General features: G+C 58.6%; 24 protein-coding genes and 2 tRNA genes. 19 read left to right on the top strand and 7 right to left on the bottom strand.

What is annotated here, in order from left to right; genetic code table 11:
• The first annotated feature begins 6 nt into the window (after nucleotides 1–6).
• The 6 genes from mutY (at nucleotide 7) to ACYAS9_RS06735 (ending at nucleotide 4,376) form a co-directional block, all read left to right on the top strand.
• Complete coding sequence (gene mutY, locus ACYAS9_RS06760; protein WP_463567586.1) at nucleotides 7–1,074, top strand: A/G-specific adenine glycosylase; 1,068 nt, start codon at nucleotides 7–9, stop codon at nucleotides 1,072–1,074.
• Entirely contained in the window at nucleotides 1,071–1,343 is a 273-nt protein-coding gene (locus ACYAS9_RS06755; RefSeq protein ID WP_463567549.1) for an oxidative damage protection protein, read from the top strand. Before mutY ends, ACYAS9_RS06755 begins: the two co-directional genes overlap by 4 nt.
• A gap of 101 nt (nucleotides 1,344–1,444) precedes the next feature.
• Nucleotides 1,445–1,520 (top strand) — tRNA-Phe (locus ACYAS9_RS06750).
• Nucleotides 1,521–2,116: 596 nt separating this feature from the next.
• Entirely contained in the window at nucleotides 2,117–2,332 is a 216-nt protein-coding gene (locus ACYAS9_RS06745; RefSeq protein WP_463567548.1) for a hypothetical protein, read from the top strand.
• A gap of 625 nt (nucleotides 2,333–2,957) precedes the next feature.
• Nucleotides 2,958–3,278: a hypothetical protein gene (locus ACYAS9_RS06740; protein WP_463567547.1), complete on the top strand. Its 321-nt coding sequence runs from the start codon at nucleotides 2,958–2,960 to the stop codon at nucleotides 3,276–3,278.
• Between the two features lie 363 nt (nucleotides 3,279–3,641).
• Complete coding sequence (locus ACYAS9_RS06735; RefSeq protein ID WP_463567546.1) at nucleotides 3,642–4,376, top strand: phosphoribosyltransferase; 735 nt, start codon at nucleotides 3,642–3,644, stop codon at nucleotides 4,374–4,376.
• A 517-nt stretch (nucleotides 4,377–4,893) separates the two neighbouring features.
• Here ACYAS9_RS06735 and ACYAS9_RS06730 read toward each other — a convergent pair.
• The 5 genes from ACYAS9_RS06730 to ACYAS9_RS06710 form a co-directional block, all read right to left on the bottom strand.
• Nucleotides 4,894–5,199: an NIPSNAP family protein gene (locus tag ACYAS9_RS06730; protein WP_463567545.1), complete on the bottom strand. Its 306-nt coding sequence runs from the start codon at nucleotides 5,197–5,199 to the stop codon at nucleotides 4,894–4,896.
• A gap of 98 nt (nucleotides 5,200–5,297) precedes the next feature.
• Nucleotides 5,298–6,131 (bottom strand): suppressor of fused domain protein, encoded by an 834-nt coding sequence (locus ACYAS9_RS06725; RefSeq protein WP_463567544.1) that lies wholly within the window; start codon nucleotides 6,129–6,131, stop codon nucleotides 5,298–5,300.
• A gap of 173 nt (nucleotides 6,132–6,304) precedes the next feature.
• A complete protein-coding gene (locus ACYAS9_RS06720) occupies nucleotides 6,305–8,785 on the bottom strand; it encodes a TonB-dependent siderophore receptor (RefSeq protein ID WP_463567585.1) in 2,481 nt (826 codons plus the stop codon).
• A 105-nt stretch (nucleotides 8,786–8,890) separates the two neighbouring features.
• Nucleotides 8,891–9,892 carry a FecR domain-containing protein gene (locus tag ACYAS9_RS06715; protein ID WP_463567543.1) on the bottom strand — a complete coding sequence of 334 codons (1,002 nt, stop codon included), beginning with the start codon at nucleotides 9,890–9,892 and terminating at the stop codon, nucleotides 8,891–8,893.
• Nucleotides 9,889–10,389, bottom strand: coding sequence for a sigma-70 family RNA polymerase sigma factor (locus tag ACYAS9_RS06710; RefSeq protein ID WP_463567542.1), 501 nt, complete (start codon nucleotides 10,387–10,389; stop codon nucleotides 9,889–9,891). The genes ACYAS9_RS06715 and ACYAS9_RS06710 overlap by 4 nt, the downstream gene beginning before the upstream one ends.
• 482 nt (nucleotides 10,390–10,871) lie before the next feature.
• On the opposite strand from ACYAS9_RS06710, the gene ACYAS9_RS06705 reads away from it, so the two are divergent.
• From ACYAS9_RS06705 to ACYAS9_RS06680, 6 genes are all read left to right on the top strand, one after another.
• The gene (locus tag ACYAS9_RS06705; protein ID WP_463567541.1) at nucleotides 10,872–11,330 is read left to right on the top strand and encodes a type IV pilin protein; all 459 of its coding nucleotides are present in this window, start codon (nucleotides 10,872–10,874) and stop codon (nucleotides 11,328–11,330) included.
• Complete coding sequence (locus ACYAS9_RS06700; protein WP_463567540.1) at nucleotides 11,330–11,800, top strand: prepilin-type N-terminal cleavage/methylation domain-containing protein; 471 nt, start codon at nucleotides 11,330–11,332, stop codon at nucleotides 11,798–11,800. The genes ACYAS9_RS06705 and ACYAS9_RS06700 overlap by 1 nt, the downstream gene beginning before the upstream one ends.
• Nucleotides 11,784–12,203 carry a type IV pilus modification PilV family protein gene (locus ACYAS9_RS06695; protein ID WP_463567539.1) on the top strand — a complete coding sequence of 140 codons (420 nt, stop codon included), beginning with the start codon at nucleotides 11,784–11,786 and terminating at the stop codon, nucleotides 12,201–12,203. Before ACYAS9_RS06700 ends, ACYAS9_RS06695 begins: the two co-directional genes overlap by 17 nt.
• Nucleotides 12,200–12,880 carry a PilW family protein gene (locus ACYAS9_RS06690; RefSeq protein WP_463567538.1) on the top strand — a complete coding sequence of 227 codons (681 nt, stop codon included), beginning with the start codon at nucleotides 12,200–12,202 and terminating at the stop codon, nucleotides 12,878–12,880. The genes ACYAS9_RS06695 and ACYAS9_RS06690 overlap by 4 nt, the downstream gene beginning before the upstream one ends.
• A gap of 12 nt (nucleotides 12,881–12,892) precedes the next feature.
• Nucleotides 12,893–15,061 carry a beta strand repeat-containing protein gene (locus tag ACYAS9_RS06685; RefSeq protein WP_463567537.1) on the top strand — a complete coding sequence of 723 codons (2,169 nt, stop codon included), beginning with the start codon at nucleotides 12,893–12,895 and terminating at the stop codon, nucleotides 15,059–15,061.
• A 76-nt stretch (nucleotides 15,062–15,137) separates the two neighbouring features.
• Nucleotides 15,138–15,629, top strand: coding sequence for a hypothetical protein (locus tag ACYAS9_RS06680; RefSeq protein ID WP_459747742.1), 492 nt, complete (start codon nucleotides 15,138–15,140; stop codon nucleotides 15,627–15,629).
• A gap of 85 nt (nucleotides 15,630–15,714) precedes the next feature.
• Here the strand turns inward: ACYAS9_RS06680 and gabP are convergent, their stop codons facing one another.
• On the bottom strand, nucleotides 15,715–17,109 hold the full coding sequence (gabP, locus tag ACYAS9_RS06675; protein WP_463567536.1) for a GABA permease: 1,395 nt from the start codon (nucleotides 17,107–17,109) through the stop codon (nucleotides 15,715–15,717).
• Nucleotides 17,110–17,624: 515 nt separating this feature from the next.
• Here gabP and ACYAS9_RS06670 point away from each other — a divergent pair.
• The 5 genes from ACYAS9_RS06670 to ACYAS9_RS06650 all read left to right on the top strand — a co-directional run bounded on the left by ACYAS9_RS06670 (nucleotide 17,625) and on the right by ACYAS9_RS06650 (nucleotide 21,864).
• Nucleotides 17,625–18,398 carry an ABC transporter ATP-binding protein gene (locus tag ACYAS9_RS06670; protein WP_463567535.1) on the top strand — a complete coding sequence of 258 codons (774 nt, stop codon included), beginning with the start codon at nucleotides 17,625–17,627 and terminating at the stop codon, nucleotides 18,396–18,398.
• Nucleotides 18,399–18,412: 14 nt separating this feature from the next.
• Nucleotides 18,413–19,177, top strand: a complete 765-nt coding sequence (locus ACYAS9_RS06665) for an ABC transporter substrate-binding protein (protein WP_463567534.1) — start codon at nucleotides 18,413–18,415, stop codon at nucleotides 19,175–19,177.
• A 71-nt stretch (nucleotides 19,178–19,248) separates the two neighbouring features.
• Nucleotides 19,249–19,944 carry an ABC transporter permease gene (locus ACYAS9_RS06660; RefSeq protein ID WP_463567533.1) on the top strand — a complete coding sequence of 232 codons (696 nt, stop codon included), beginning with the start codon at nucleotides 19,249–19,251 and terminating at the stop codon, nucleotides 19,942–19,944.
• Nucleotides 19,941–20,630, top strand: a complete 690-nt coding sequence (locus ACYAS9_RS06655) for an ABC transporter permease (protein WP_459747735.1) — start codon at nucleotides 19,941–19,943, stop codon at nucleotides 20,628–20,630. Before ACYAS9_RS06660 ends, ACYAS9_RS06655 begins: the two co-directional genes overlap by 4 nt.
• A 19-nt stretch (nucleotides 20,631–20,649) precedes the next feature.
• Nucleotides 20,650–21,864 carry a methyltransferase gene (locus ACYAS9_RS06650; protein WP_463567532.1) on the top strand — a complete coding sequence of 405 codons (1,215 nt, stop codon included), beginning with the start codon at nucleotides 20,650–20,652 and terminating at the stop codon, nucleotides 21,862–21,864.
• 213 nt (nucleotides 21,865–22,077) lie between these two features.
• Here the strand turns inward: ACYAS9_RS06650 and ACYAS9_RS06645 are convergent, their stop codons facing one another.
• Nucleotides 22,078–23,046 (bottom strand): J domain-containing protein, encoded by a 969-nt coding sequence (locus tag ACYAS9_RS06645; RefSeq protein ID WP_463567531.1) that lies wholly within the window; start codon nucleotides 23,044–23,046, stop codon nucleotides 22,078–22,080.
• 412 nt (nucleotides 23,047–23,458) lie between these two features.
• On the opposite strand from ACYAS9_RS06645, the gene ACYAS9_RS06640 reads away from it, so the two are divergent.
• Nucleotides 23,459–23,534, top strand: a tRNA-Thr gene (locus ACYAS9_RS06640).
• A gap of 378 nt (nucleotides 23,535–23,912) precedes the next feature.
• Complete coding sequence (locus tag ACYAS9_RS06635) at nucleotides 23,913–26,561, top strand: AAA family ATPase (protein ID WP_463567530.1); 2,649 nt, start codon at nucleotides 23,913–23,915, stop codon at nucleotides 26,559–26,561.
• Nucleotides 26,562–26,974 lie beyond the last annotated feature (413 nt).

The following is a 26,974-nucleotide window of genomic DNA, read 5'->3' as shown; positions in this document are numbered from 1 at the left end:
CACGCTCTGCCACCTGAGCAGTTCTCCCAGGCGGTGCTGGACTGGTTCGATGTCCACGGCCGCCACGACCTGCCCTGGCAGCAGAACATCAACCCGTATCGGGTATGGGTCTCGGAAATCATGCTGCAACAGACCCAGGTCAGCACGGTGCTCAACTACTTCGACCGGTTCATGGCCGCCCTGCCCGACGTGCAGGCACTGGCCGAGGCACCGGAAGATGAAGTGCTGCACCTGTGGACCGGGCTGGGTTACTACACCCGCGCGCGTAACCTGCAAAAGACCGCAAAGATCGTCGTCGCCGAACACGGCGGAGAGTTTCCGCGCAGCGTCGAGCAATTGACCGAGCTGCCGGGCATCGGCCTGTCGACCGCCGGCGCCATTGCCAGCATCAGCATGGGCATCCGGGCGCCGATTCTGGACGGCAACGTAAAACGCGTTCTGGCGCGTTATGTGGCGCAAGAGGGTTATCCGGGTGAACCTGCGGTCGCACGCCAGCTGTGGGCGGTTGCAGAGCGTTTTACGCCCCATGCCCGGGCCAACCACTACACCCAGGCGATGATGGACCTGGGCGCCACGTTGTGTACCCGCAGCAAACCCAGTTGCCTGCTGTGCCCGCTGGAGCGCAGTTGCGAAGCGCACTTTCTGGGCCTGGAGACCCGCTACCCGATCCCCAAGCCGCGCAAGAGCATTCCGCAAAAACGCACGTTGATGCCGCTGCTGGCCAACGCCCAGGGCGAAATTCTGCTGTACCGCCGCCCGTCGACCGGGCTGTGGGGCGGCCTGTGGAGCCTGCCGGAACTCGACGCCTTCGACGACCTGCAACACCTGGCCGACCAGCACGCGCTGGCACTGGGCAACCACCAGCAACTGCCCGGCGTGCTGCACACCTTCAGCCACTTTCAGCTCAGCATCGAGCCGTGGCTGGTTCAGGTTCAGGCATCTGCCACCTACGTGGCCGAGGCCGACTGGCTCTGGTATAACCTCGCCACCCCGCCGCGCCTGGGCCTTGCCGCCCCGGTGAAGAAGCTGCTCAAACACGCAGCCGACGTATTGAATGCAGGAGAGTCGTCATGACCCGCACCGTAATGTGCCGCAAGTACAAACAAGAACTGCCAGGCCTTGAGCGCCCGCCCTACCCTGGCGCCAAGGGCACCGACATCTACGAGCACGTCTCGCAGCAAGCCTGGGCCGACTGGCAGAAGCACCAGACCCTGCTGATCAACGAACGCCGCCTGAACATGATGAACGCCGAGGACCGCAAATTCCTCCAGGCTGAAATGGACAAATACTTCTCCGGCGAGGAATACGCGCAGGCAGAAGGCTACGTCGCCCCCGAGAAATAAAGGGTTTTGCCGGGTGTCGGACGTAAGCGCCGGGAAAGATTCAGATTTTTTTAAAAAAAAGTTTGACGAGGTGCCGAAAAAGACGTTTAATGCGCCCCGTTGCCCAGATAGCTCAGTCGGTAGAGCAGGGGATTGAAAATCCCCGTGTCGGCGGTTCGATTCCGTCTCTGGGCACCATCATTAAGATTCAGATGGTGCATGCAGCATCTGAATAAACAGAAAACCCGCCTAGTGCGGGTTTTTTGTTGTCTGGGGTTTTTACCTGCCGCTTTGCTCCCTGACGTAAACCACGTTTTTGCCTGGAGCCAAGGCCCGTAGCAACTGTGCTCTCAAGCCAAATGCGCGTTAGCCTTCAAGGCTTCGCGCATTCGGGTCTTGATACTGGGTACGACACACATTGCGTAGGAGTGAGCGTAGAGCTCGCGAAAGGGCCAGTGAAATCAGCACATTTTCGGTGACTGCACCTTCGCCTTCGCGAGCTTGCGCTCGCTCCCACGGATTTTGAGCTGGCCTTGATATTGAGCACGACACAAATTGCGTAGGAGTGAGCGTAGAGCTCGCGAAAGGGGCCAGTGAAACCAGCACATTTTCGGTGACTGCACCTTCGCCTTCGCGAGCTCTATGCTCGCTCCTACGAGAATGCGGTGAATCAGACACCGCCAATCGCTCATGTTTGTGCATCATCACGGTTATGGTTATGGCTCGCTTGTCATCGCCAGACTGGAGAAGCATGATCAAACTTTCAGGACGGGTAATTCAGCAGGATCTGATCTGTGGGCGAACTATTCGGCGTATTAGCCGGCTTTATTTTTCAAGCGATTTGCTTCCCTGTCGGCTGGCCTCTAATGAAAGCGCTCACCTTGGGGAAATACCCTTCTAAAGGCTCCTGGCTTTCGGAAAGCCCGCCAGCCCAATGGACGTCAGCGATTGGGCTGGCCGTTTTGGTCATCGCGATGATGGCCGTGATGAAGCAGTTCGTGCTTGCTTAACCAATGGCTAAGCGGGAGTGAGCACAAGGTGACATTCCGACAATGCCAATCTCTCAGGTCGTACATCATCACGCTCACGGTTATGGCTCGCCCATCGCTGCAAATTCAGCAATCCGGAGCATTAGGAGCACAAGCTCCACCTGTCCCAGTGCGGAGTTTTTTCGCCTGCGATTTATGGTGGCGCTGTGAGAGAGGGCTTCGGCCCTTCATGTGCGAGTGAAGACGGTAGTCTCCATAGCAGAAGCAGCACTCCCAAAGAAAAATTCAACCGACGCACTGGCGCCAACAAAATCGGCTTGCCTGAAGACCTGACAAGCTGAAGAAAAAGCAGGTTCTGCAGGACTCTTAGCGCACCACTCAGCATGTCATTCTGCTATCATCCGTGTCGATTTTAGCCCCACGGATAGGGAAACCATGTGATCTCAATCAAATGCACCTGCTCTTGGTGGGGCCTAATACCCGTTTCATTCAGGCGAAATAAAACTCTTTATTCATACCCCAATGGATTTAGCGTTTTACCGCACCATCTGTTAGACCCGATAAATAATCAATACCACAGCCAACTTTAAAAAATAGTGTGACGGCCCTGCACATTATTCAATACATTGGGCACATGGAGAGACAAATGGCATACACATCAATCATTTTCAAAAACCCCAACACGGGCGCAATGAAAGAGGCCCCCGTTGGTTTTTCATGGACGACTTTTTTCTTCGGTTTCTTCCCATCACTGTTTCGCGGTGATTTGAAGTACGGCGTTATTCAATTTATCCTTGCGCTCATAACCATGGGCTTTAGTAGCATTGTGTTTGCCTTCATTTACAACAAGCTATACATCCGAGACCTGATCGGCGCAGGATTCAAAGCCCAATCCATCGCCAGCGGCGACTTGAATTTCGCATCTGCAAAAATCGGCATGCAAATTCCTACACTGCAAGCCAGTTAACTCATACCGCCCATTTTTTAGGCGCATGAGAAGCTTGAAAGAATAGCCCTCCACTGCAGTCATTGACGCGTAACGCAATGAGTCGGTGGCTCTATTAGATCCATGGCGCCATCAGATTCAGATGGCGCGTGTAGCATCTGAATGAAAAAACCCGCCTAGTGCGGGTTTTTGTTGTCTGGCGCTTTCTAACCTCCTTGCCCAATCGACTTGACTATCTCACCCGTTTTCAAAGCAACTGATCGCTCGCAAAGCTCCGTGCCCGCTCCGCACTCTCAAATCAGTCAAATTCAAGGAAAAGGCCTACAAACCCTTGCATGACGAAGGCCTGTAAGATGCACAAAAAAGACATAGGAGAGGCGCACCTTGGGACTAGTTGTCAAAGATCATCTGGTCATAGTTGATCATGCTGTCAAAGAGCATCTGATCACCACCGCTGAGGGAAATCCGAAGATCTCGACCATGGAATGCGGCCTTCAGGTATTCTCGCTATTTACGCGTATCAAGAACTCAGCCAAAGGTAGAAGGGATCGTCAACACCGACTCATAGGCGACAACTGCCCTCTCCTCTATGCGCTCAAGCAAAAGGATGGGCTGCTGACAAATTTCGCCTCTGTTCGGATGCTTTTAGAAAGTGCCCATCAAATCCTTGCACAGATCGCCGAGATCACATCTGCTAATACAATCATATATATGCCCTCAAGCTACAGCTTAAGCAAAATAGTAGCCAAGCGATGCGCAAGAGCCTTGAGCGCCGACCTGACAAACGGAGTATTTCTCAAGACGACCAAGCTTGAAGCATACGACATGCTGCGGCGCGCTGAGCAAAATGGCAACATTTCAACTACTGACAAACGAAAACTGGAATACAGACTAAAAAAATCAGCCGATTTTTCGCTAAAAGACATTCCGATCCCATTCAGACAGCATTTCACGCCACTCTGCTTAAGTCAGGCATTCAATGAAACACCTCGAGGGAAAGTGATTCTGGTTGATGACCTGCTCGCGTCAGGCCGAACACTCAGCGTTGCTGCATCACTGATCAGACCGATGGCAAACGTGAACTCAGTAGAAGCAATCTGTCTTTTCAGCAATGTGTAGAGCTATTCGTCTTTGACTCATTGCTCAAACCCGAGTAGATTTCTCCCCAGAGTGTGCATGAGCCTCCCCGCTCTTTAAATCCAGATGAGGCCCGCGTAGCACCCTCTGTGGTCAGTCCGTAAAGGGCAGAAAGCAGAATGATTAGGCAGCGGCTAATCCCTCAACCTTCTTGGTTGTTGAAGCTTTTGGAGTCCTTGTGGCTCCTCCTGACTCCAAAAAACCGAGCCTTGGCTCGGTTTTTTGCTTTGTGCATCATCATGTTGTGGACAATGCTACGAAGCTACATTTGCGCCTCAACATTGCGCCGCATCGCCCACGCCCGTCCCATCAAGCCGCCTTGCGCAATACCTGATCAGACCGGCCAGTAATCTCCGGTTGCATGCCCGCACACTCACAGTTACAGGCGAAGGACTCGCAGGTGGATACCCGGGGTCGGACGGCGGCGCAGATCCGTGAGCAACTGCAGGCCTCATCACCTGCAGCGCTGGCCCTCTACACCTTGACGACAGCCCGGCGTTTACTCAAATACAGGCCGCATGAAGCTGCGTTCATAACTCAAGATAAACTTCAGCTCATTGGCCTCATCCATCAACCGCATGCATTCAGGGTCTTGCGCCGCTTCCTGCCGATAGCGCTCGTAGTCGGCAAGGCTGGCAAAGCTGAACGAGCAATACGAAATGTTATTGGCGCCTTCGGACGGCATGAGATAGCCGTGGTGCTGGCCGCCAAAGCGCTTGACCAGGCCTATCCATTGGCGCGCGTAGCGTTCGAAGGCCGGCAACTGGTAGGGGTCGATAACGTATTTGAGGTGGCAGGTAATCACTGGATCAATCCTTTGGGTTGCGGCGTAATTTCGATGCCTTGTATACGCCGGCCGCCTCCCTTTGGACAAGTCCAGCGCTTCGTGCACTCAGCGCACCTTCAAACAACACTGGCACGATGCAGGCTGCTCATATGCCCGATGCCCGCTGCGGCCAGACGGCTCACCAGTTCCTCGCGGGCCCCTCGCCCACCTGAACGCACATACTCAAGCTCTGAGGCGGTGATCAAGACCACGGGCACCAGCCTGACCGGGGATAAAGGCATGTCATCGAGTCGGGTCGGAAAATCCGGTTCAGGGCCGCCCAGCAAGACACCGATAGCGTCGTCATCGGTCACGAAGTGTCCGGGCAGTTGATCGCTCAGGTGGTGTGACTGGCTAAAACCGGGAATCTCGAGCGATAGCGCGCCGTGCTGGTCAAGCTGGGCGGTGATGCCGCCAGCGTCTGCCACGGTCCTGGCAACGTTTTCCACCAGCTCGAAGGCCCAACTGCGCTTCAAGGGATCGACTTCGCCCACGGCGCCGCGAGCATGCTCGGGGATATCGGCGGTTTCCACGAACAGCTCCATCTCGAAACCATTGCCCATCCCTTCAGTGTCGTCGAAGGGGTCTGACAGGCCCTCGGTGGCGATGATGACGGCATCGCCACGGCGAATCACGCGGTAGGCCTGGCGGGTCGAGGGCCAGTAAGGGCCGCCCGAAAGGCTCGGGCTGATGAGGTAGGAAAGGACATCCTGCTCGACGGTGCCGATAGCGCCCCAATGACGATCCAGGCACGCGGCGCTGGCTTGTCGGGCGGCCTGGTTGGCCGCGTCAGAGTCAGTCGGGTCGCCGGGAGTCATCGGCTCTCGCCGTTCGGCGGGCGGCGGTGGGGGCTGGACGTCCTGGGTTGAAGGGCGTTTAAACGAATCGAGAAGCTTCTTGAGGAAATTCATGCGCGTTCCTTGGCGGGTTTCGGCTCGTGCTGGCCTGAATATGAAACGCAAAAGGCTGTTTCGTTCCTGTACGGCCCGTGTGCAAGAGGGGCTGGCAACGCGGCGTTGACGTCTTTGGGACGCGGACAAACAACAGCGCCCGTTGCAGGGCGCTGTCTGGCTGATCGTTCAGGTCAGAACTGGTAGCTGAGCGTTGCACTCACGTTGCGTTCTTCGCCCACATAGCAGTAGCTCAGGCTGGCGCAGGAGGCGATGTAGGATTCATTGGTGAGGTTGTTGGCATTGACCCGCACGTCCAGGCCCTTGAGTCCCACCTTGCTCAGGTCATAACCGACCGAGGCGTCGTAAAGCGTGTAGGACGGCACCTTCATCGTGTTTTCGGCATCCGCCCAGCTGTACCCCACGTAGCGCACACCCGCGCCCAGGCGCAGGCCGTCGAGTGCGCCGCTGTTGAACGTGTAGTCGCCCCAGAGTGACGCCATGTGTTTCGGCGCCTGGGTCGGTGAATTACCTTTGTTTTCGATGACATTGCCCGGCGTGCTGAATGTGCTGGGCATCGACTTCGAGTACTCGATGTCGGTCAGCGTGTAGCTGCCCAGCAATTTGAATTGCTCATTCAGTTGCAGGTGCGCCTCGAACTCCAATCCTTGCGAACGCACAGCGCCGATGGGGCGGTAGAAGTTCTCCTGAGGCAGCTTGGACGCCAGGTTTTCCTGGTCGATGCGAAACACCGATGCCGTGAACAAATCGTCGGTTCCTGGCGGCTGGTATTTGAGGCCGGCCTCCCACTGTTTGCCGTCCGTCGGCGCCAGCGGATTGCCCGCACTGTCGGAATACGAGTTCGGGTTGAAGGATTCCGAATAACTCAGGTAAGGCGCCAGGCCATTGTCGAACAGGTACAGCACGCCTGCCCGGCCCGTGGTCTTGGTGCGCTTGTCCTGGCGCTCGGTGCCTACAGGTCGCCCGGCCTCGGCCAGTCGATTTTCATCCGAGGTCTCGACCCAGTCGTGGCGTACGCCAAGCGAGATGCGCCACTGGTTCCACTCGATCAGGTCCTGGGCGTAAACGCCGGTTTGCTCCAGGCGCCGCAGATAGCGCGTAGGGTCGTAGTAACTGATCGCATCGTTGCCATACACCGGATCGAAGGCGTTGAGGGAGGCAACCGCACCGCTGGTCCAGTCCACGACAGTCTTGCGCCGCTGATAGTCCGCGCCGAACAGCAGCGTGTGCTTGGCACTGCCGGTGAAGAAATCGGCCTGCAGCATGTTGTCGATAATGAACGCATGCAAACGCTCGTCGCCGCTTGAGTAATAGCGGTTCAGCTCGTTGCTGGTGGGCGTCGTCCAGCCATAGCCGTAGACCTGATCGAGTTTGACTTTCGACGCCTGGTAGCGAAAGTTCTGCCGGGCCGTGAAGACATCGTTGAAGCGATGCTCGAACTGATAACTGAAGGCCTGCTGATCGCGACTGAAACCGTCGACACCGGGCTCGCCATCGAAGAAATGCTCGGAGATACGCCGGCCATTGCGCTGATGCAGGCTCCCATCGGCGGGAATGCCGCCGTGATAGCCACCTTCGGGATCGTGCTGCAGGTAAGCCTGGAGCGTCAGCGAGGTGTCCTCGGTGAAATCGATGCTGACGGTCGGCGCCAGCGCGTAGCGTTTCTCTTCGACGTGATCGAACTGCGTATCGGACCTGTCGACCAGGCCGGTCAGGCGGTAGGCCACACGCTTGTCGTCATCGACCGGACCGCTGAAATCGAACCCCAGGCCGCGCTGCCCTTGCGTGCCGACGGTGGCCTGGATCTGGTGATAAGGCGTGAACAGCGGCTTCTTGCTGGTCAGCGCCACCAGGCCGCCAGGCGAGCTGCGACCGTAAAGGACTGACGAGGGGCCCTTGAGGATATCGACCCGCTCAAGAAAGTAAGGGTCGACCTGCATGGTGCTGTAGGTGCCGCTGTCGCCCATGGACTTGAGGCCGTCAAGGTAGATGTTATCCACAGAGCCGTCGTTGAACCCGCGCAGCGCGACGTAATCGTAGCGGTGGGTGGCGCCATAAGGGTTGGTCAGCACGCCAGGGGTATAGCGCATGGCCTGGGCGACGGTCTGTGAGCCTTGATCGTCCATTTGCTGGCGTGTCACCACGGAAACCGACTGGGACGTTTCCAGCAGCGCGGTGCTGGTCTTGGTGGCGATCTGGCTGTGCGTGGCGCTATAGCCTTCGACGCTGCCCAGCGCGTTGCCCAGCGCAAAGCCGCGGATGTCCGTGGTGGGCAGGGCCAGAGGCTCGTTTGCCACACGGGTGGTGAGTACGTAACGGCTGCCGTCGGCAGAGACCGCTTGCAACGGGCTGCCACCCAGCAGGATCGTCAAGGCCTGCTCGACCGAATAACTGCCCTGCAACCCCGGCGATTGCAGGCCCGCCGTTTGCTGAGGAGTGGCCGAAAGGGTGATGCCCGCCTGCCGTGCGAATTGATTCAGCGCCTCGCTCAGCGGCGCAGGCGCAATGGCATAACTGCGCGCACTGGCCGCCACCGCCGGCGCATCCTGAGCCAGAACCGGCGCAGGCAGAACAGCCGCGCCCAGAGCGGTGGTCAGCGCAGCAAGGCGAATCGCACTACGCAGGCTGTTTTGGTGTGGGGCGCGCATTGGCATGGACATCAATTGCCGGATCATTGAGGGTTCCGTGAACAGGTGGGTCAAGAGGAGGTGATTTCTTTTAGCCGGCCAGGCGTGGAAAACCCGCCAAAAAAAATCGAATCAGGCCTGATGCCGCGCCTGTTTACTCAACGTGACCCACCAGGGCGTGCGGTAGCTCACCTGAACGGCCAGCGTTTGCGGCAGCACCGCCAGCAGTTTGTCCGTGTCTTCGAGACGGAATACTCCGGACAGCTGCCAATCGGCAATGTCGTCGGTACAGGCCAGATAGCCCCTGCGGTAGCGCGCCACCTCGGCCAGAAACGCCCTGAGGCGCATGCCGCGCGTGACGATCAACCCGTCGACCCAGGCCATGGCGTCCATTTCCGGCTGCTGGACAAGAGTCGCCTGCGTGGCGCTGACCGAGTAATCCTGGCCGGCCCGAACCTCGACAGGGCTGGCGCCGGGCAGCCGGATCAACACCCGGCCCGCGCTGACGCTGATTCGGGTTCTGTCGTTGTCCTGACGCACGACAAAACGTCCGCCCAGGGTTTCAAACAGCCCGTGACGGCTGCTGACGTGCAATGGCCGCTGTGCATCGACCCGCGACGGCGTGTCCATGGCCACCAGGATTTCGCCCCGAACGAGGCGGATCAGCGGCTGTTTACCGCTGAAATCCTGGTCCACCGCACTGTCGGTATTGAGCTGCAACTGTGTGCCATCGGCCAGACGAAAGCTGCCCCGTTGCCCGACCCCGGTGGCGTAATCGGCGCGCCACTGTTGCACGGGCGCCAGGTCGCGAGCCAGCCAGCCCGCCGAGCCAAGTACCGCGACGCCTGACAACAGCTTCAAGGCCCGCCGACGGCCGAGCCGTTGTGTGCTCTGCTCCAGCGCCTCAAGGGCCACACCCGACACTGGCAGCGCCTGAAACTGAGTGTTCAGCTCGCCGCTAAGGGTCAGGACACGCTGCCAGGCATGCTCATGCTCGGCATTCTGCGCCCGCCAGCGCTCGCACTGCTGGTACAGGGACACATCGGCCGGGTGTTCTTGCAGGCGCAACGACCACTGAATGGCCTGCCGTACGACCTGTCGGGAAGGCTGAGCCGGGGAAGCCGTGTGATTCAAGTGCCGTACCGCAACTGGTAGCAGTGATAAAGCGCATCGGCGACATAACGCTCCACCGAGCGCAGCGAAACACCCATCTGTGCAGCAATCTGCTGATGGGACATTCCCTCGCACTGAGCCAGCAGAAACGCTCGCCTGACCTTCGGCTTCAAGCCGTCGAGCATCTGCGCAATGCTTTCAAGCAGTTCGAACACCAGCTCACGCGATTCCGGAGACGGTGATTCGAGCTCCGGTCGCAGGGCAAGGGCTTCCAGGTAAGCGCGCTCGATTTCCTCACGGCGCCAATGGTCGACGACCAGGCCTTTTGCGACCGTCCTCAGGAAGGCGCGTGGCGCTTTCAGTTCCAGCCGCTCGGGCCGGTTGAGCAGGCGCATGAACGTGTCCTGCACCAGATCTGCCGCGTCCGCGGCATTGTCCAGCCGGCCGCGCAGCCAGGCATGCAGCCAGCGGTGATGGTCGATGTAGAGCGTGTGTACGCCCTGATGTTGAGAAGCCATGAAGCGCGCCCCGGCGGTACGCAAATGATAATAAATCGCATTGTGTTCAAGCGATGAATCAATTGCAACCGCTGAGCACAACCTTGTTCGCGGCCATCGTTTTCCCGGCTCTGCACATTCGGTGGGCGCCTGCGCAGCAGCGCGATTAATTCAAAGTTTCAGTAAACCTGTATCAATCAATTAACAGGAGGGATGAGCCGTATATCGCGATTTTGCATAAAACTGATATGAATCAATAGTTTGATTTTCAAGACTTCATACTATTGAAACAATGCCCTACCACTATGCTCCGTCGCCTCTCTCTTGCCTGCCGAAAATACCCGCAAAGCGCCGGTTTTCCAGCGCTGTGACGAAACGCTGACGCTGCCCGACAAACGGCAGCCAATGATCGGAAAGGCCTATAAAAGTTCACCTTCGGGTTCCGAACGGTTTGATGGCATAGTACTATCGCACTAATACTTTGGTTAATTGCGGTTTCCGATATGTGTGCTACACGCAGCGGCAACACTCGTGGCTTTACCCTCATTGAATTGCTGATCACCATCTCTATCGTGGGGATTCTGGCTGGCATCGCCTTTCCGTCCTACGAGAGCTATGTGACCAAGAGCAAGCTCAAGGGCGCGCAGTCGGATCTGGTGGCGCTGAGCCTGGTGCTGGAAAACTTCTACCAGAAGCAGCTGAAATACCCGACCTCGACCACCACCACGACCGCCGACACCCGCTGCGTCGCCGCCACCGGCACCACCACCTGTACCGCCACTGGCTGGCAACCGAGCCAGGGCGACTCGTTCGTCTACAAGATCGTGACCGCGTCGGCCACCACTTACAAAGTTGAAGCGCTGGGCACCAGCGGCAAGGTCAACGGTTGCAGCATCACCCTGACCCAGGACAACGTCCGGGCGATAGGCAGTTGCACCGGTTACGGCACGAGCTGGCTGTGATGAAGCGCAGCCAGGGCTTCACCCTCATCGAACTGATGATCACCATCGCCATTTTCAGCCTGATGGTGACGATGGGCGCGCAGCTGACCACCTCATGGGTCAACAGCGCGCAGCAACGCGATGCGGCCGGCTTGCTCAAGCAAGGCATCAGCCGCGCCAAGGCCACTGCGCTGCGTAATCCCGGTGGCGCCCTGAACAGCTGGCCCGCCGCCGCGCTGTGCCGTTCCGGCCAGGTATTGAAGCTGTACAGCGTGACCGATCAGGCCAGCATCAATTGCTCCTCGACCAGCAATATCCTGTGGCAGACCAACCTGCCCAGTGCGGCCACCATTCAGGCAGGCGGTACGGACATCTCTTGCGTTGCCTTCAACAGCCGGGGCCTGCCAGTGAACGGCAGCAACGCCTGTGCTACGAGCACGATCAGTGTGACGGTCGGCAGTGAGAGCGCAGTCGATGTCGAAATCATTTGAAGCAGGCCCACGTTCCCAGCGTGGCGATATATTGCTGGAATCGCTGATCGGCATTGTGCTGATGGCGATCATTGGCCTGGGCATGACCTACGCCTCGTCACGGGCGGCGGTCAGCCAGCGCGATATGAAAGTGCAGAATATTGCGGTCAGTCAGATGCGTGATCTGATTGCCCGATATGGCAAGACGCTGTGCACCACTGACTCCGCCCAGGCCAGGATCACCCTGCCCACGCAAACCACCGCGATCACGCTGGACGCCACGTGTACCGATGCCGCCAGTGTCACCATCGGCGGCGTTGCCATCAGCACACCGACCAGCACGCTGGGCAAAGTGGTGCTGACCACCCGCAGCGCTGACAGCTCATTGTTCGGCGGCGTCATCCGCGTAGGCGATGAAACGTGAAACGCGCCCAGCGCGGCTTCAACCTGATCAGCTTGATGGTCGGTATGACGCTGTCGCTGATCAGCGTGCTGGCCATGCTTTCGCTGTACAAGAACATGGTCGGCATTTCAGTGCAGTCGATTCAGGATTCCAGGCAGGACGGGCAGATTGCCGCGGCCCTGCTGACGGCTCAGCAAGAGCTGCGCAATGCGGGCTTCTGGATGACCGGCACAGCGGATACCAGCCTCAAGCTGCTGTACAACGCAACCCTGACCGGCGGCACATTGACCGGCACCGCACGCACGTTATCCGCCACTGAAGCCAGCGGCAATGCAGTGGTCTGGGTCTACAAGACCGGCAGCACTGCCACCGCGACCTGCGCCGGATTGCTGGTGCAAAGCGGCAAGCTGATGCGCCTGCAAGGCGCGAGCAGTTGCACGACGCTGTCGCAATGGAGCAGCACGACCTGGACGGCCACAACCCTGATTGAAACCAACCAGCCGGCGGATTTCTTCAAGGCGGTGCAAATCGCCTGCTGGCCATTCGGCAAGGCCGTGACGCCCTACAGCACCGTACCACTCAAAGTAATCATGACCGCCGCCACCAGCGTCCTGGATTCAACCAGCACAGCGTCCGCACCGGTGTATGTCAAAAGCAGCAGCGAAACCTGTCTGCCCAACCTTGTCACGAGCACCTAGCAGGATGACGCCATGTTCAGTTCCCGCCTGCTAAGTCACCGTGCGACACGCAACCGCCAGCGCGGCATGGCGACGACCTTGCTGATGATGCTCACCGGCGTAGCGCTGACCGCGACGACCATGGGCATGATGCATGGCATCCGCAGTGCGCAGGAACAGCAGATGGCCAGCCACGCCAGCGTGCCGGCCGAGTCGCGGGCCTGGGAAGGCGTTGAGCTGGTGCGCCAGTATCTGCAAAATGTGACTGAATCCAGCATCACGGTCGGCGCGCTGAGCTTCAGTGGCTCGGGCATCACGGCAAAGATCATCGCCAAGGAGACGGTGAACGGCGCGACACTGGTGACCGTCAATATCACCGGCAGCAGCGCCCTGGCGACCTCAACGTTGCAGGTGGTTTATACGTTGAGCAGCGTCGCCAGCGTCACCGGCACCACTCTGGGTGCTGCCCTGAGCTTCAATGGCGATCTCACCTACACCGGCGGCTCGCTGTCGATCGTCAATGGCGCGAACCTCGCTTACATCGCCGTAACCGGCATCTTGAAGATCTCCAGCGGCGCCACCGCCAGTGTGTCCGGCTGCGCCAAGGGCGGTATCGATCTGTCTGGCGGCGGCATTGCTAACAACGCCATTCTGCGCACCGAAGGCAACTTCAAGATGAGCTCAAGCTCGGCCCCCACCAACCTGACCGTGGGCGCCAAGACTGTTGATATCTCTCAAGGGGGTGGCACTTATGCCTCGGTCAAGGCCGGTGCCTTTAGCGCCAACGTGCTGTCCGGCACCACCAGGATCGGTAGCGCGCTGATTGGCGGCACGCTCAATACCGACACGGTCAAGACCATCACACCGGTCCTTGAAGGGACGTCGCTGATCACCCTGACCGACGGCACGGTCTACACCCTGGACCTGACCAAAATCACCGTCAGCAACAATGTGATCACCACCACGGCCACCGACGCCGCCAAGCGCATTTCCGGCACCGGTACCCTGCCGGCCACGATCAGCATGACCTACAACGCCGTGTACGGTGGCGATGTAACGTTCAGCACCGCTACGGTCACCACCTTCTGGGCCAACAACATCAACTTCAATGGCTGGAGTGCAACCTACTCGACGCTCAAGGCGCACGGTAACGTGTCGATCCTGACGGCCAACATCGGCCAGTTCCAGGGCGGCGGCAACCTTTCGGTTACGCAATGGAACACCCCGACGTTCAGCAGTGCCAGCCGGATCAGTGGCGTGATCCTGAATAACAGCGGCGGCAGCGTTTACACCGGCAATGCGATCAGCAACCTGACCTTCGGTGTGCCCAACTCGTCGCCTGGCCTGCCTGGCGTGCCCTATTGCGATGTGAGCGTGAAACCTGTGAATGTCACTGCATTGCAAGACCAGGCCAACTACGTGTTCTATTTCGACGGCACTACGCCGATGCTCAGGATCCAGAACGTCAAGAAGGCCAATGGCACGACAGTCGCAGCCGGGCCCTATAACCTGAAAACCACGGACATGAAGACCCTCGACGGGAGTCCCTTCATGACCTGCAACTATGGCAATAACACCTGCGGCGCGAGTGCTACACCCAGTACAGGCTGGGTACTCACCGGGGTCGGCGCCTTCCCGCCGGGAGTTGCGTGGTTTCAAGGCAATATGAGCTTCGATGGCATATCGTCGGGCCAGACTTTTCCAAGGCTCACCAACACCGTTTTAAGCACCGGCAACGTGACCCTGACCAGTAACGCCAGCGCTTTGTATGCACCGAACTTCTCCGGAGCCAGCTACACCTGTGGCGGTGCGTTTTACCCCAGCAATCTGTGCAAAAGCACCACCGCGCTTGCCACCTGGACCGATTCCAGCGGCGCTACCCGCACCGGCCTGCCGATCGGCAACATTGCCATCGCAGCCGACGCAGGGCTCATCACCGCCGGCTGGACGATCTACGGCAACGTGACCCTAGGCGGCCTGGTTAGCACCTCGGGAGCGACTACCAACATTAAGGGCGGGCTGTCGACCGGCAACAACGGGATCAGCGCCACTACCATCAGCGCAGGTGGTATCGCGGTCGATGTTTCGGCCATGACCGCCGATCAGAGCATTGTCGGCACCACCACCCCGACCACGGGCTCGAACGGCGGCTCAAGCTCAGGTTCATCCACGACCAAAGTCAGTTGGGTCCGCGCCCTCTGATCTCAACGCTTGGGTTTTTCGACACTCTGCGTTTCAATACCCGCCCCACACCCACCGTCGCCCAAGGACAGCCACCATGGCCTCGCAAGACAAGCAGCAAAAGCGCGCCCAGCGCGCAAAAATCAAGGCCAAGCAAAACCGCTCCGGTCGTAAACCCCAGACGCCGGTGCATTCGCTGTTCGCCTCGCCGCTGGTGGATAACCCGTTCGATGACGTGAAGATCGACCTCAGCACCTTCGACTTCAAGGACCTGGTCGAAAACGGTTTCGACCCGGCAGACTTCGAAGACCTGTTCGAAGCCATGCACGCCGCCGAAGCCATCAGCCAGTTGGCGCTGTGCGCGGTGTTCATTCAATACCCGGTGCTGGAGCTGGTGCTGGCCGAGGAAGACGGCGAGCAAGCCACCGATTTCATGATGGGCCTGCTGATCACCTACCGCGCCCTGTTCCACAACGAAGACGAAGACACCGCGCTGGAATGGATCGAAACCGATGCCTTCCAGAATGACTACCAGAAAGCGTCTGATCTGTTGGTGATGCGCAACGAAAGCCAGCGCCGCGGGCGCTGAGTACGTTTAAAAACGCAGAAAGGAAGTGTTGCAGGGGATGGGGTTTCGGGGCCCCTGCCCGGCCCCGCCCCCGCGAAGGGCTTACTCAGTTCAGAACCGTAGAACCTTGCTGCGCTGCCACCTTGCGGCGACGCGAGATCAGCAGGCCGGTAGCAACCACACCCAGGCTCAGCAGCGCGGTAGCGATGACTTCCATGCGGTGTTTTTCCATGAACAGCATGGTGGTCAGCACGCCGACTATGAAGATGATCACCGCCCAGGTCAGCCACGGGAACAGCCACATGCGGAAGGTCAGCGGCTCGCCTTTGGCGACCAGTTGACGACGCATGCGCAGCTGCGAGATGGCGATGACCAGGTACACCAGCAGCGCGATGGCACCGGAGCTGGCCAGCAGGAACTCGAACACCGCCTCTGGCGCTACATAGTTGGCGATCACGGTCAGGAACGCGGCAGCGGTGGACAGCATGACCGCCCAGTATGGCGTGCCGGCCTGGGTGGTGCGCTTGGCGACACCCGGCGCATCACCGCGTTTGCCCAGCGAGTAAAGCATGCGCGAGGCGGTGTACAGCGCCGAGTTCAGGCAGCTGGTCACGGCAATCAGCACCACGACATCGACGATCATCTTGGCATTCGGAATGCCCATGCGCTCCAGCACGGTCTGATAGGAACCCACGGCCGCCAGGGTCGGGTCGTTCCATGGCACCAGCGCGACGACGATGAAGATCGACACCAGGTAGAACAGGCAGATCCGCCAGATCACCGAGTTGGTGGCCTTGGTGATTTGCTTGGCCGGGTCCTTGGATTCGGCGGCGGCGATGGTGACGATTTCGGTGCCCATGAACGAGAACATGGTGGTCAGAATCGCTGCCAGCACTGCGCCCATGCCGTTGGGCATGAAGCCGCCAGTGTCGAACAGGTGGCTGACGCCGCTGACCTGGCTGGTGGGCAGAAAGCCGAAAATCGCAGCCACGCCAAGGCAGACGAAGGCGATGATCGACAGCACCTTGATCAGCGCAAACCAGAACTCGAACTCACCGTAGTTCTTGACGCTGAACAGGTTGGTCGCGGTCAGCAGCAAAGTGATGACCAGCGAGTAGACCCAGAACGAGATGTTCGGCCACCAGGCATGCAGGATCGCGGCAGCGGCGTTGGCTTCCAGTGGAATCACCAGTACCCAGAACCACCAGTACAACCAGCCAATGGTGAAACCGGCCCAACGGCCGATCGCACGGTCGGCGTAGGTCGAAAACGAACCGGTGTCAGGCGACGCCACGGCCATTTCGGCCAGCATGCGCATGACCAGCACGACCAGGGTGCCGGCAGCGGCATAGGCCAGCAACACAGCAGGACCCGCCGCGGCGATGGCATGACCGGAGCCGACGAACAGACCGGCACCAATCACGCCGGCAATCGACAGCATGGTGATGTGCCGGGGCTTCAACCCCTGATCGAGCGTAGAGAAATTTTCGGAATTGCTCATTTAAAGCACCTTTGCGAGACGAGCTATACGCACCGCCGTTCATCGTAAAAAGTATGCAACGGCTATGTTCTTTATTATTTACGCAAGATCCACGCCAAAATGTTCTGAATGCGACGTCGCTCAGAGAACGTCTGGCCTGTAAGCCGGATTTTGACTAAAAAGTGATGGGAATCTTTTACAGCGCGTGCAGGATTTGTTACCGAACACCCCAGGATTTCTTCGCACGGGCGCACCATAAAGAAACACTTGCTCACAAACGCCCCAGCACGGTGCGTGCTGAATCGTTACCGCTACCAAAAGGCGCTTCCCTGCACCCGGCAAAGCTGGCAACATCGCGCCTTTTTCGCGCACGCACTCCCCGCCGGGCATCGATTGAGCAGCCCCGGTTTTGGATGCCGCGACACGTTCCTGCATTGATGCGACACGCCGTCGCATCCTGCATTTTTGGCGCTATGCTTGGCCTCGCCAGGAAGGCCGCCAATAAGCAGGAGCACATAAATCTATGAGGACCCCACATGGCTGAGGCCACGCCCGCCCTGGAAATCCGCAACCTGCACAAGCGTTACGGCAAGCTTGATGTACTCAAAGGCATTTCCCTGACCGCCCGTGACGGCGATGTGATCTCGATCCTGGGCTCGTCCGGCTCCGGAAAATCCACCCTGCTGCGCTGCATCAACCTGCTGGAAAACCCGCATCAGGGCCAGATTCTGGTGGGCGGCGAAGAGCTGCGCCTGAAGGCCGCCAAGAATGGCGAGCTGGTGGCGGCCGACAACAAGCAGATCAACCGCATGCGCAGCGAAATCGGCTTTGTGTTCCAGAACTTCAACCTCTGGCCGCACATGAGCGTGCTCGACAACATCATCGAGGCGCCGCGCCGGGTGCTCGGCCAGAGCAAGGCCGAGGCCATCGAAGTGGCCGAAGCGCTGCTGGCCAAGGTCGGCATCGCCGACAAGCGCCACGTCTATCCCACGCAATTGTCGGGCGGCCAGCAACAGCGCGCGGCCATCGCCCGTACCCTGGCCATGCAGCCCAAGGTGATTCTGTTCGACGAGCCGACCTCGGCGCTGGACCCGGAAATGGTTCAGGAAGTGCTCAACGTCATTCGTGGCCTGGCCGAAGAGGGCCGCACCATGCTGCTGGTGACCCACGAAATGAATTTCGCCCGCCAGGTGTCCAGTGAAGTAGTCTTCCTGCACCAGGGGCAGGTCGAAGAACAGGGCACGCCACAGCAAGTGTTCGAGGCGCCCCGGTCGGTAAGGTGTCAACAATTCATGTCGAGCAATCGCTAAACGGAGCAACACCCATGCAGACGTACAAGAAGTTACTGCTGGCCGCCGCTGCCACTCTGGCAATCACCGGCAATGCGTTCGCTGAAAACCTGAAATTCGGGATCGAAGCGGCCTACCCGCCGTTCAACAACAAGGACGCCAGCGGCCAGGTCGTAGGCTTCGACTATGAAATCGCCCAGGCCCTGTGCGCCAAGCTCAAGGCCGAATGCCAGGCCGTCACCTCCGACTGGGACGGCATCATTCCGGCGCTGAACTCCAAGAAGTTCGACTTCCTGGTGTCGTCGCTGTCGATCACCGACGAGCGCAAGCAGGCCGTCGATTTCACCGACCCGTACTACTCCAACAAGCTGCAGTTCATCGCCCCGAAAGCTACCCAGATCAAGACCGACAGCGTCGACGCGCTCAAGGCTGAGCTGAAGGACAAGAGCATCGGCGCCCAGCGTTCGACCCTGGCCAGCACCTGGCTGGAAGACAACCTGGGCAGCGACGTCAAGGTCAGCCTGTACGACACTCAGGAAAACGCCTACCTCGACCTGTCCGCCGGACGCGCCGATGCCATCCTGGCCGACAAGTACGTCAGCTACGAGTGGCTCAAGAGCGAAGCGGGCAAGAACTTCGAGTTCAAGGGCAACCCGGTCGAAGAAAACGACAAGGTCGGCATCGCCGTACGCAAGGGCGACCCGCTGCGCGAGAAGCTCAACGCAGCCCTGAAAGAAATCATCGCTGACGGCACCTACAAGAAGATCAACGACAAGTACTTCCCGTTCAGCATCCTCTGATCCGCCCCCGGTGAACGCTGCGCCCTTGCTGGCGCAGCGCTCGCTGACGGGTGACTGAAAAAGCCTGCCTAATGAACTTCGAACTCCAAGGATTCGGCCCGGCCCTTGCGGCGGGTGCGTTGATGACCGTCCAGCTTGCCGCCTGCGCCCTGAGCCTGGGCCTAGTGCTGGGCCTGCTCGGCGCGCTGGCCAAAACCTCTTCCAGTCGCGCCCTGCAATGGCTGGGCGGCGCCTATTCGACGCTGGTACGCGGCATTCCCGAACTGCTCTGGGTGCTGCTGATCTACTTCGGCACCATCAACGCCATGCACGCCCTCGGCGAATGGCTGGGCATGCCGGAACTTGAACTCACCGCCTTCGCCGCCGGCGTCATCGCCCTGGGCCTGTGTTTCGGCGCGTACGCCACCGAAGTGTTTCGCGGCGCCATCCTCGCCGTGCCCAAGGGCCATCGCGAAGCTGGTCTGGCGCTGGGTCTTTCGCGCCCGCGCATCTTCATTCGCGTGGTCATGCCGCAAATGTGGCGCGTCGCCCTGCCGGGCCTGGGCAACCTGTTCATGGTCATGATGAAAGACACCGCGTTAGTCTCGGTCATCGGCCTGGAAGAAATCATGCGCCATGCGCAAATCGCCGTGACCGTCACCAAAGAGCCGTTCACCTTCTATGTGGTCGCCGCCTTCATGTACCTGGGCCTGACCGTCATTGCCATGACCGGCATCCACCTGCTGGAAAAGCGCGCCGCTCGCGGCTTTGTGAGGAGCGCGTCATGAACTGGGAAGTGATCATCAAATGGCTGCCGCGACTGGCGCAGGGCGCGACCCTGACCCTGGAGCTGGTGGCCATCGCGGTTATCGCCGGTTTGATCCTGGCCATTCCGCTGGGCATCGCCCGCACCTCGAAACACCTGCCGGTGCGCGCCCTGCCCTACGCCTACATTTTCTTCTTCCGTGGCACGCCGCTGCTGGTGCAGCTGTTTCTGGTCTACTACGGCATGGCGCAGTTCGAAGCCGTGCGCCAGAGCGTGTTGTGGCCCTACCTGCGCAACCCGTTCTGGTGCGCGGTGATCACCATGACCCTGCACACCGCCGCCTACATCGCCGAAATCCTGCGCGGCGCCATCCAGGCCGTGCCGCCCGGCGAAATCGAAGCGGCCCGCGCACTGGGCATGTCGAAGAACAAGGCGCTGTTCTACATCATCCTGCCCCGCGCCGCGCGCATCGGCCTGCCCGCCTACAGCAACGAAGTGATCCTGATGCTCAAGGCCAGCGCCCTGGCCAGCACCATTACCTTGCTGGAACTGACCGGCATGGCCCGCACGATCATCGCCCGCACGTACCTGCCGGTAGAGATCTTCTTCGCCGCCGGCATGTTTTACCTGGCCATGTCGTTCCTGCTGGTGCAGGGGTTCAAGCTGCTGGAGAAAGTGCTGCGGGTGGATATGACGCAGGGACGCTGAGCGGATTGATTCATACCTGATGACAAATAACCTGCTCAGCCGCTTCCACGCCCTGGACCGCTTTCTGGTCGAGCACCAGGCGCTGTGGCGGCCCAAACCGTTCACCGAACAGCACCTGCCTTGGGAAGCCGATCATCCCCAGCTCGCCCACTGGTTGCGCAGCCGCACGCTGGAACAGGCCGAAGCCGCGCATAACCACCCCGAGCACCTGCAGGCGCCCGCGCCATTTGCGCACTGGGCCGCCGAGGCCGTTGCGCTGGCGCATGTCGATGAACTGCCCAGCCAGCCGCTGACGCCGGTAGAACCGCGGCTGAGCGTGGATGTGCCGGGCCGTAAATGGCAACAGATCGAAGCCTTCGCCAGCCACCTGAACCTGCAACCGGCGCCCACTCACTGGCTCGACTGGTGCGCCGGCAAAGGCCACCTCGGCCGACGCCTGACCGATGCCAGCCAGCGCCTGACCTGCCTGGAATACGACCCGGCGCTGATCGAGGCCGGGCAGGCGCTGAGTCTGCGCCACCAGGTACAAGCCGAGCACTTGCAGCAAGACGTCATGGCCGACGACACCCGCCAGCGCCTGCACGCCGGGCACACGCCCGTGGCCCTGCATGCCTGCGGCGACCTGCATGTGCAACTGATGCAGCTGGCCAGCGACGCCGGCTGTCAGCAACTGGCCATTGCGCCCTGCTGCTACAACCGCACGCAACACAGCCACTATCAGGCGCTGTCCGTAGGCGGCCAGGCCTCGCTGCTGAGTTTGTCCCGCGACGATCTGGGCCTGCCGCTGAGTGAAACCGTCACCGCGCCGGCCCGCGTACGCCGCCAGCGCGACCAGTCGATGGCCCGGCGCCTGGGTTTTGACCTGCTGCAACGCCAACTGCGCGGCATCGACAGCTACTTGCAGACGCCGTCGCTGCCCGTCGCCTGGCTGGCCAACCCCTATGCCGACTACTGCCTGGAGCTGGCCGCGCTGAAAAACCTGCCCGCGCCCGGCCCACAAGACTGGGCCGCGCTGGAAGCCGCCGGCTGGCAACGCCTGCGCGAGGTGCGCAACCTGGAACTGGTGCGCAACCTGTTCCGCCGTCCGTTGGAAATGTGGCTGGTGCTCGACCGCGCCCTGTACCTGCAAGAACGCGGTTATCACGTGCAACTCGGCACGTTCTGCGCCGCCAGCCTGACCCCACGCAACCTGCTGCTGATTGCCCGACAAAAAACATCCACAGCCTGTGGATAACTCTGTTGATTAAAATCCGGAACCTGGGGAAAAACCTGTCGAAAATGCCCTGCAAGCGAGGCGGAATAATCCTGCACGCAAAGTCAAGCGCCGCGTAATCCGCAGGCTGGCGAGCAGGCGCGCTTCAGGATTTCAGCCATATGCCAGAAACCGATCTAAGGTTCGTGAACTTGTGAATAAGACTTTGCAGATAGGTGCCAATGCAGGCAGTGCTTAGAACTGATCAGCCTTAAGCCGCATCGGCGAAGCGCCACGCTCATGCAGCTTGCTTAACGTCAGTTTGTAGACGCTGGACTTGATCTGACTGCCCATCGGCGTCTCTTCCAGCAGAATGCGGCTCGACGCAAAGACACAGCCAGTGTCGAGCATCTGGTACTTGAGCAAGTAATAGCCGGCATCCATTCGCGCAAAGGTGAACTGCCCGCCTGCCGGAATGTACGCATACCGATAAGCGTTGCGCCCTACAGCGTCTGTCACCTTGGCGTACACCGCCGACTGGCCGCCGGCATTGTCGATCACAATCTGCGACCAGCCATTGTCCTTGCGCATCGGCAAGCCTTTCACATAACCCGCCTGCACAGGCCAGGCCGCCCCCAGCGGATCGGCCACCGGCACAATACACTCGGGCGCGGTGATCACCGGCGTCAGCACCGCATTGGTCAGGTCCGCACGCTCCGACGCCGGCGTGTCTCGTGGATCGACCACCGGCAACGCCTCGGTCGGCACAAACGACTGCGCCGCATTGCGCTCATAACCCATCCACGCCCCACCCGCGCAAAAGATCACGAACACCGCCGCCCAACGCAAACCGCGCCGCGATCGCACCGGCTTGTTCACCGGCGCGGCTGCGGGCCCTGGCCTGGCTGCAGAAGGCGCAGGCCGTGCAGGCTGAGCTGCCGCCGCATACATCGCCGCCCCTTGCCGAGTCCCCGCCTGCGATGCCAGCCCCCGCGCGCGCCGCTCCTCCTCTGCCAATTGCGCGTCATACAAAATGCGCTTGGCCGGATTACGCAACACCTCATGCGACGCATTGAGCTCACACATCAAATCCGACGCATTTGGCGCCGGATTACGATCAGGATGCAGCTGCTGCGCCAGCTTGCGATACGCCCGCTTGATCTGCTCAGGCGTCGCATCGCGCGCGACATTCAGGTGCTCGTAGTGGGTAAAGGTCTTCTGCATTACGCCTGCGGTCCATGGCAACATGCCAGCTCGCAACTATATCGGCCTGAAACGCCAGAGCTTCAATGAAACTGTGGATTGCGAATGGATCCCGCAATCCCCTGCCTGACGCAGGCCCTGTAGGAGCCCGCTTGCCGGCGACCGGCTGCGTCAGCAGTCGTAAAATTTCAACGATTCGCAGATTTTATAAGCGCTACATACTCAATCGCTATCAGAGCGGATCGCCATAAAGCTCGCGAAGAGGCCCGCAGAACCAACACACCTCCAGCGCTCAATCCCCCCATTGCCGCCGACTCTTACCCTCACCAGGCAACGCCGATCTGCCCCGTCCACCCATCGAGAAAATTTCTCTAGCCGAATCAGCAAGCTAGGCTTTACAAGCGCATCAGACTCTATATACTCTGGCGCCATTGCCGGTATAGCTCAGTTGGTAGAGCAACTGACTTGTAATCAGTAGGTCCCGGGTTCGACTCCTGGTGCCGGCACCATACGAAACACCAGAAAAGGCTCACCGAAAGGTGGGCCTTTTTTGTTTGTGCTGGTTTTTTGGTCTGGTGCCGGGACATTCGTGGTTTTGTTGGCTAGCGAACTGGTAGGGCGAATTCGGCTAAAGGAAGTGGGATTAGCTATGGGAGTGCAAAGCTCTCAATCTGCAGATCCAAGTTATCCATAGGCGTAGAAAAATCTTGGCAGTTCGAGGGATAAGCAGAAGTCCTCAACTGGCCAGATTAAGACGACCAGACCCAAAGGGTCTTGGGTTTTAGTGGCAGCTTATCGAAGCGCTTCCTCAATCCCACGACGCATGGCAAATTGACATCGACCTCCAAAAAGTCCGAACATGCGTCACCAGAGAAAAAGGAGTTTCTATGTCGATATTGCAGGAAATACTGAGCTGGACCCAAGGACTACCAACCTGGCAAAGCGATTGCGTTGCACGACTGTTAGCAAAACAGACTCTAACTGCAGAGGATTTGGGTGACTTATTAGCCTTGCTCAAGACTGCTCATGGCATTCCTGACCCGAAAGGCCGCACGCCAAGCCCGCTTTCATCCGATCAGATCCCCGCTCCGATAAAGCCATCAATGCATGTCGAATTGCGGGCAATTAAGAATTTACAAAATGTTAATGCCATTGCTGAAAACCAGAACCTGTCTTTCGCACCTTCCGGCTTGACCGTTATTTACGGCGGTAATGGCTCGGGCAAATCGGGCTACTCCCGTGTACTCAAGCGCGCATGCCGTGCGCGCGATCAAACTGAAGTCATTTATCCCAACGCCAACCGGCCCGTGAATAAAGCCGCTTCGGCCGAAGCGATCTTTGAAATCGGTGTTAACGGTACGGTAAAAGACGTGCGCTGGGTTAATGACGTAGCTGCACCCGTTGAGCTATCTGCTCTCTCCATTTTCGACTCACGCTGCGCCAATGCTTATCTTGTAAATGAAGACGACTTTTCGTACGTACCTCAAGGACTCGATATTTTTGAACGGCTGGCAAGGGTCCATCAGCAATTAAAGAGCGCAATTGAGGCGGAGCAGAGAGAATATGCCGTTGACCTGACTGCGTTTGTTCCGTTGCATGGTGACACGATTGTCGGAAGATTAATCACAACGCTATCTGCCAAGACTACTCCTGCCCAGATTGAAGCTCTGGCCAGGTTGTCCTCTGAAGAAATGAGCCTGCGCGCAGATTTAGGCAACAGCCTAAAAGAAAATAATCCCAAGGAAAAAGCTAACCAACTGAGGTTACTCGCACGCCGAGTTGGCGGCATTGCAACGAATGCTACCAAAAAGGCGACGTTGGTGGATCAAGAAATCGTTGCCAAGCTGCGCAGTCTGTCGAGCGCCTATCTGACCGCCAAATCAGCTGCGGAGTTGGCTGCAAATCAGTTCAAGGAACAAGAAGGTTTATTGCCAGGAACAGGAGGCGAAGCTTGGCGTGAGCTATTCGAAGCTGCGCGCAAATTTTCTTCTGAGTCCCACCCGGACGAAACCTTTCCTGCATTGGGAAGCGATGCGTCCTGCCCCCTGTGTCAGCAGCCGCTCATGGAAGGGGCTAATCGCTTGGCTCGCTTTGAAGCCTTCATTCAACAAGAGGCTGAGAAAACTTCTCAGGCTCGCCGCGCTGAATTGGTTGCCCAGTATAAACCGCTAAGTACACATGATCTGACTCTCGGTCTGGACGACGCTACACTCAGCGAAATTCAAACACTTGACTCTCAACTTGCGTTGGACTCTGCTGCCTTCGAGAAAGTTTTGACAGCTCGCCGAGAAGCCATCAAGACAGCGGTGACTACACAAATTTGGGAAGGGGCCGAGCAAGCATTGGTCAATCCAGCCCAACGGCTACAGGCTCTCGCAGACAAGCTAAATACCGAGGCTGTAAATCTGGATAAAGCATCGGATGAACATGCTCGAGCAAAATTGCAGAAGCAGTTGGATGAACTTGATGCGAGAGCAAAACTGAGCCAAGTCAAAGATGCTGTCATTACGGCTGTCTCACGGCTGAATCACCAGGTAGAACTGACAAAGTGCTTGCCTGCGCTCAGAACGAATGCAATTTCCTTGAAGTCCTCTGAGTTGGCAGAAAGCATCGTTGCAAAGGGGCTTGCGGATGCACTTAATGCTGAGTTCAAGGCGCTAGGGGTTGGAGGACTTCGTGTCGCTCTGCAAAGTCGCTCTGGGAAAGGCAAGGTATTGCATAAGCTAAAGCTGGAGTTACCGCAAAGCCGAAGCCCCCGAGACCTATTGAGCGAAGGTGAACAAAGAGCTGTTGCATTAGCTTCATTTTTAGCTGAAGTGGGGCTTAGTGATAGCACTGGCGGTATTATTTTCGACGACCCAGTATCGTCCCTAGATCACCGACGGCGTGAACGTGTTGCTGCGCGTCTCGTAGGCGAAGCCGCGCGGCGCCAAGTGATCGTGTTCACCCATGACATCTACTTTCTATGCATTTTGGCTGAGGAGGCGGAGTCCGTAGGGGTCAACGTACTCACACAAAGCTTATCCAGGCGTGTCGAAGGCTTTGGGGTTGCCCATCCAGAACTACCGTTCGAAGGGAAAAATACAACGAAACGCATCGGAGCGCTCAAGGCTCAGCAGCAAACCATCGCAAGACTGTATAAAGACGGCGAGGAAGATGCGCACCGTAAACAGACCGGTGAAGCGTATTTTTTCCTGCGGATGGCTTGGGAGCGCGCGGTTGAGGAAGTACTGCTACGCCGAGTAGTTCTACGCTTTCGTAAAGGCATCGAAACCCAGCGATTGTCAGAAGTCATTGTTGATGATAACGACTATGCACAAGTAAATTCTGGGATGAGCAAATGCTCAAATTACGCACACGATAAGGCCATAGTAGGAGGAGTCGCTGTGCCAGAGCCCGATGAATTGCTGGCTGACATCATGGCTCTTGAAACATGGCGCGACCAAATTGAACGCCGCAGCAAGAGTACGAGCCAAAGCCGTAAATCAGGGTCGCCTACATCTACCCTCCCCACGCCTACCGCAACCGCTCCGTAGACATGGAAAAAGCTCGTCAACATAAGGTGGCGGGCTTTAGGACACAAGATGTGTTATGCGCTAACTATGGAGGCGGCGAATCAAGCGCCTCCACGACATGGCGTTTGGACCGAAGCAAGCCTGATGCATGTAACTTTTTTCAATTCGCTTTTCGCTAGAGAGCAGCGCACCACATGGTTGAAGTATTTTTAACTCTTTGCACGGCCGCCATCATTGCCAGTTTGTCCGCATGGCTGGGTAGCTTTTTCAGTTCGAGAGATAACACGCGTACCGAAACTTTTATAGAGCAGCTCAAAGCCGGACACTCTCGCCTGACACAGAACCTTGAGCATGCATTACAAATCTAACGTCATGCGGTTCAACTGGAGCATGCTACCTCTGATAGGCTTCCCGACAAAGTCTATAGAGAATGT

It is taken from the genome of Pseudomonas sp. HP_08, assembly GCF_055284095.1.
The sequence above is the reverse complement of the archived record's forward strand: the minus strand, read 5'-3'. Positions and strand labels throughout refer to the sequence as shown.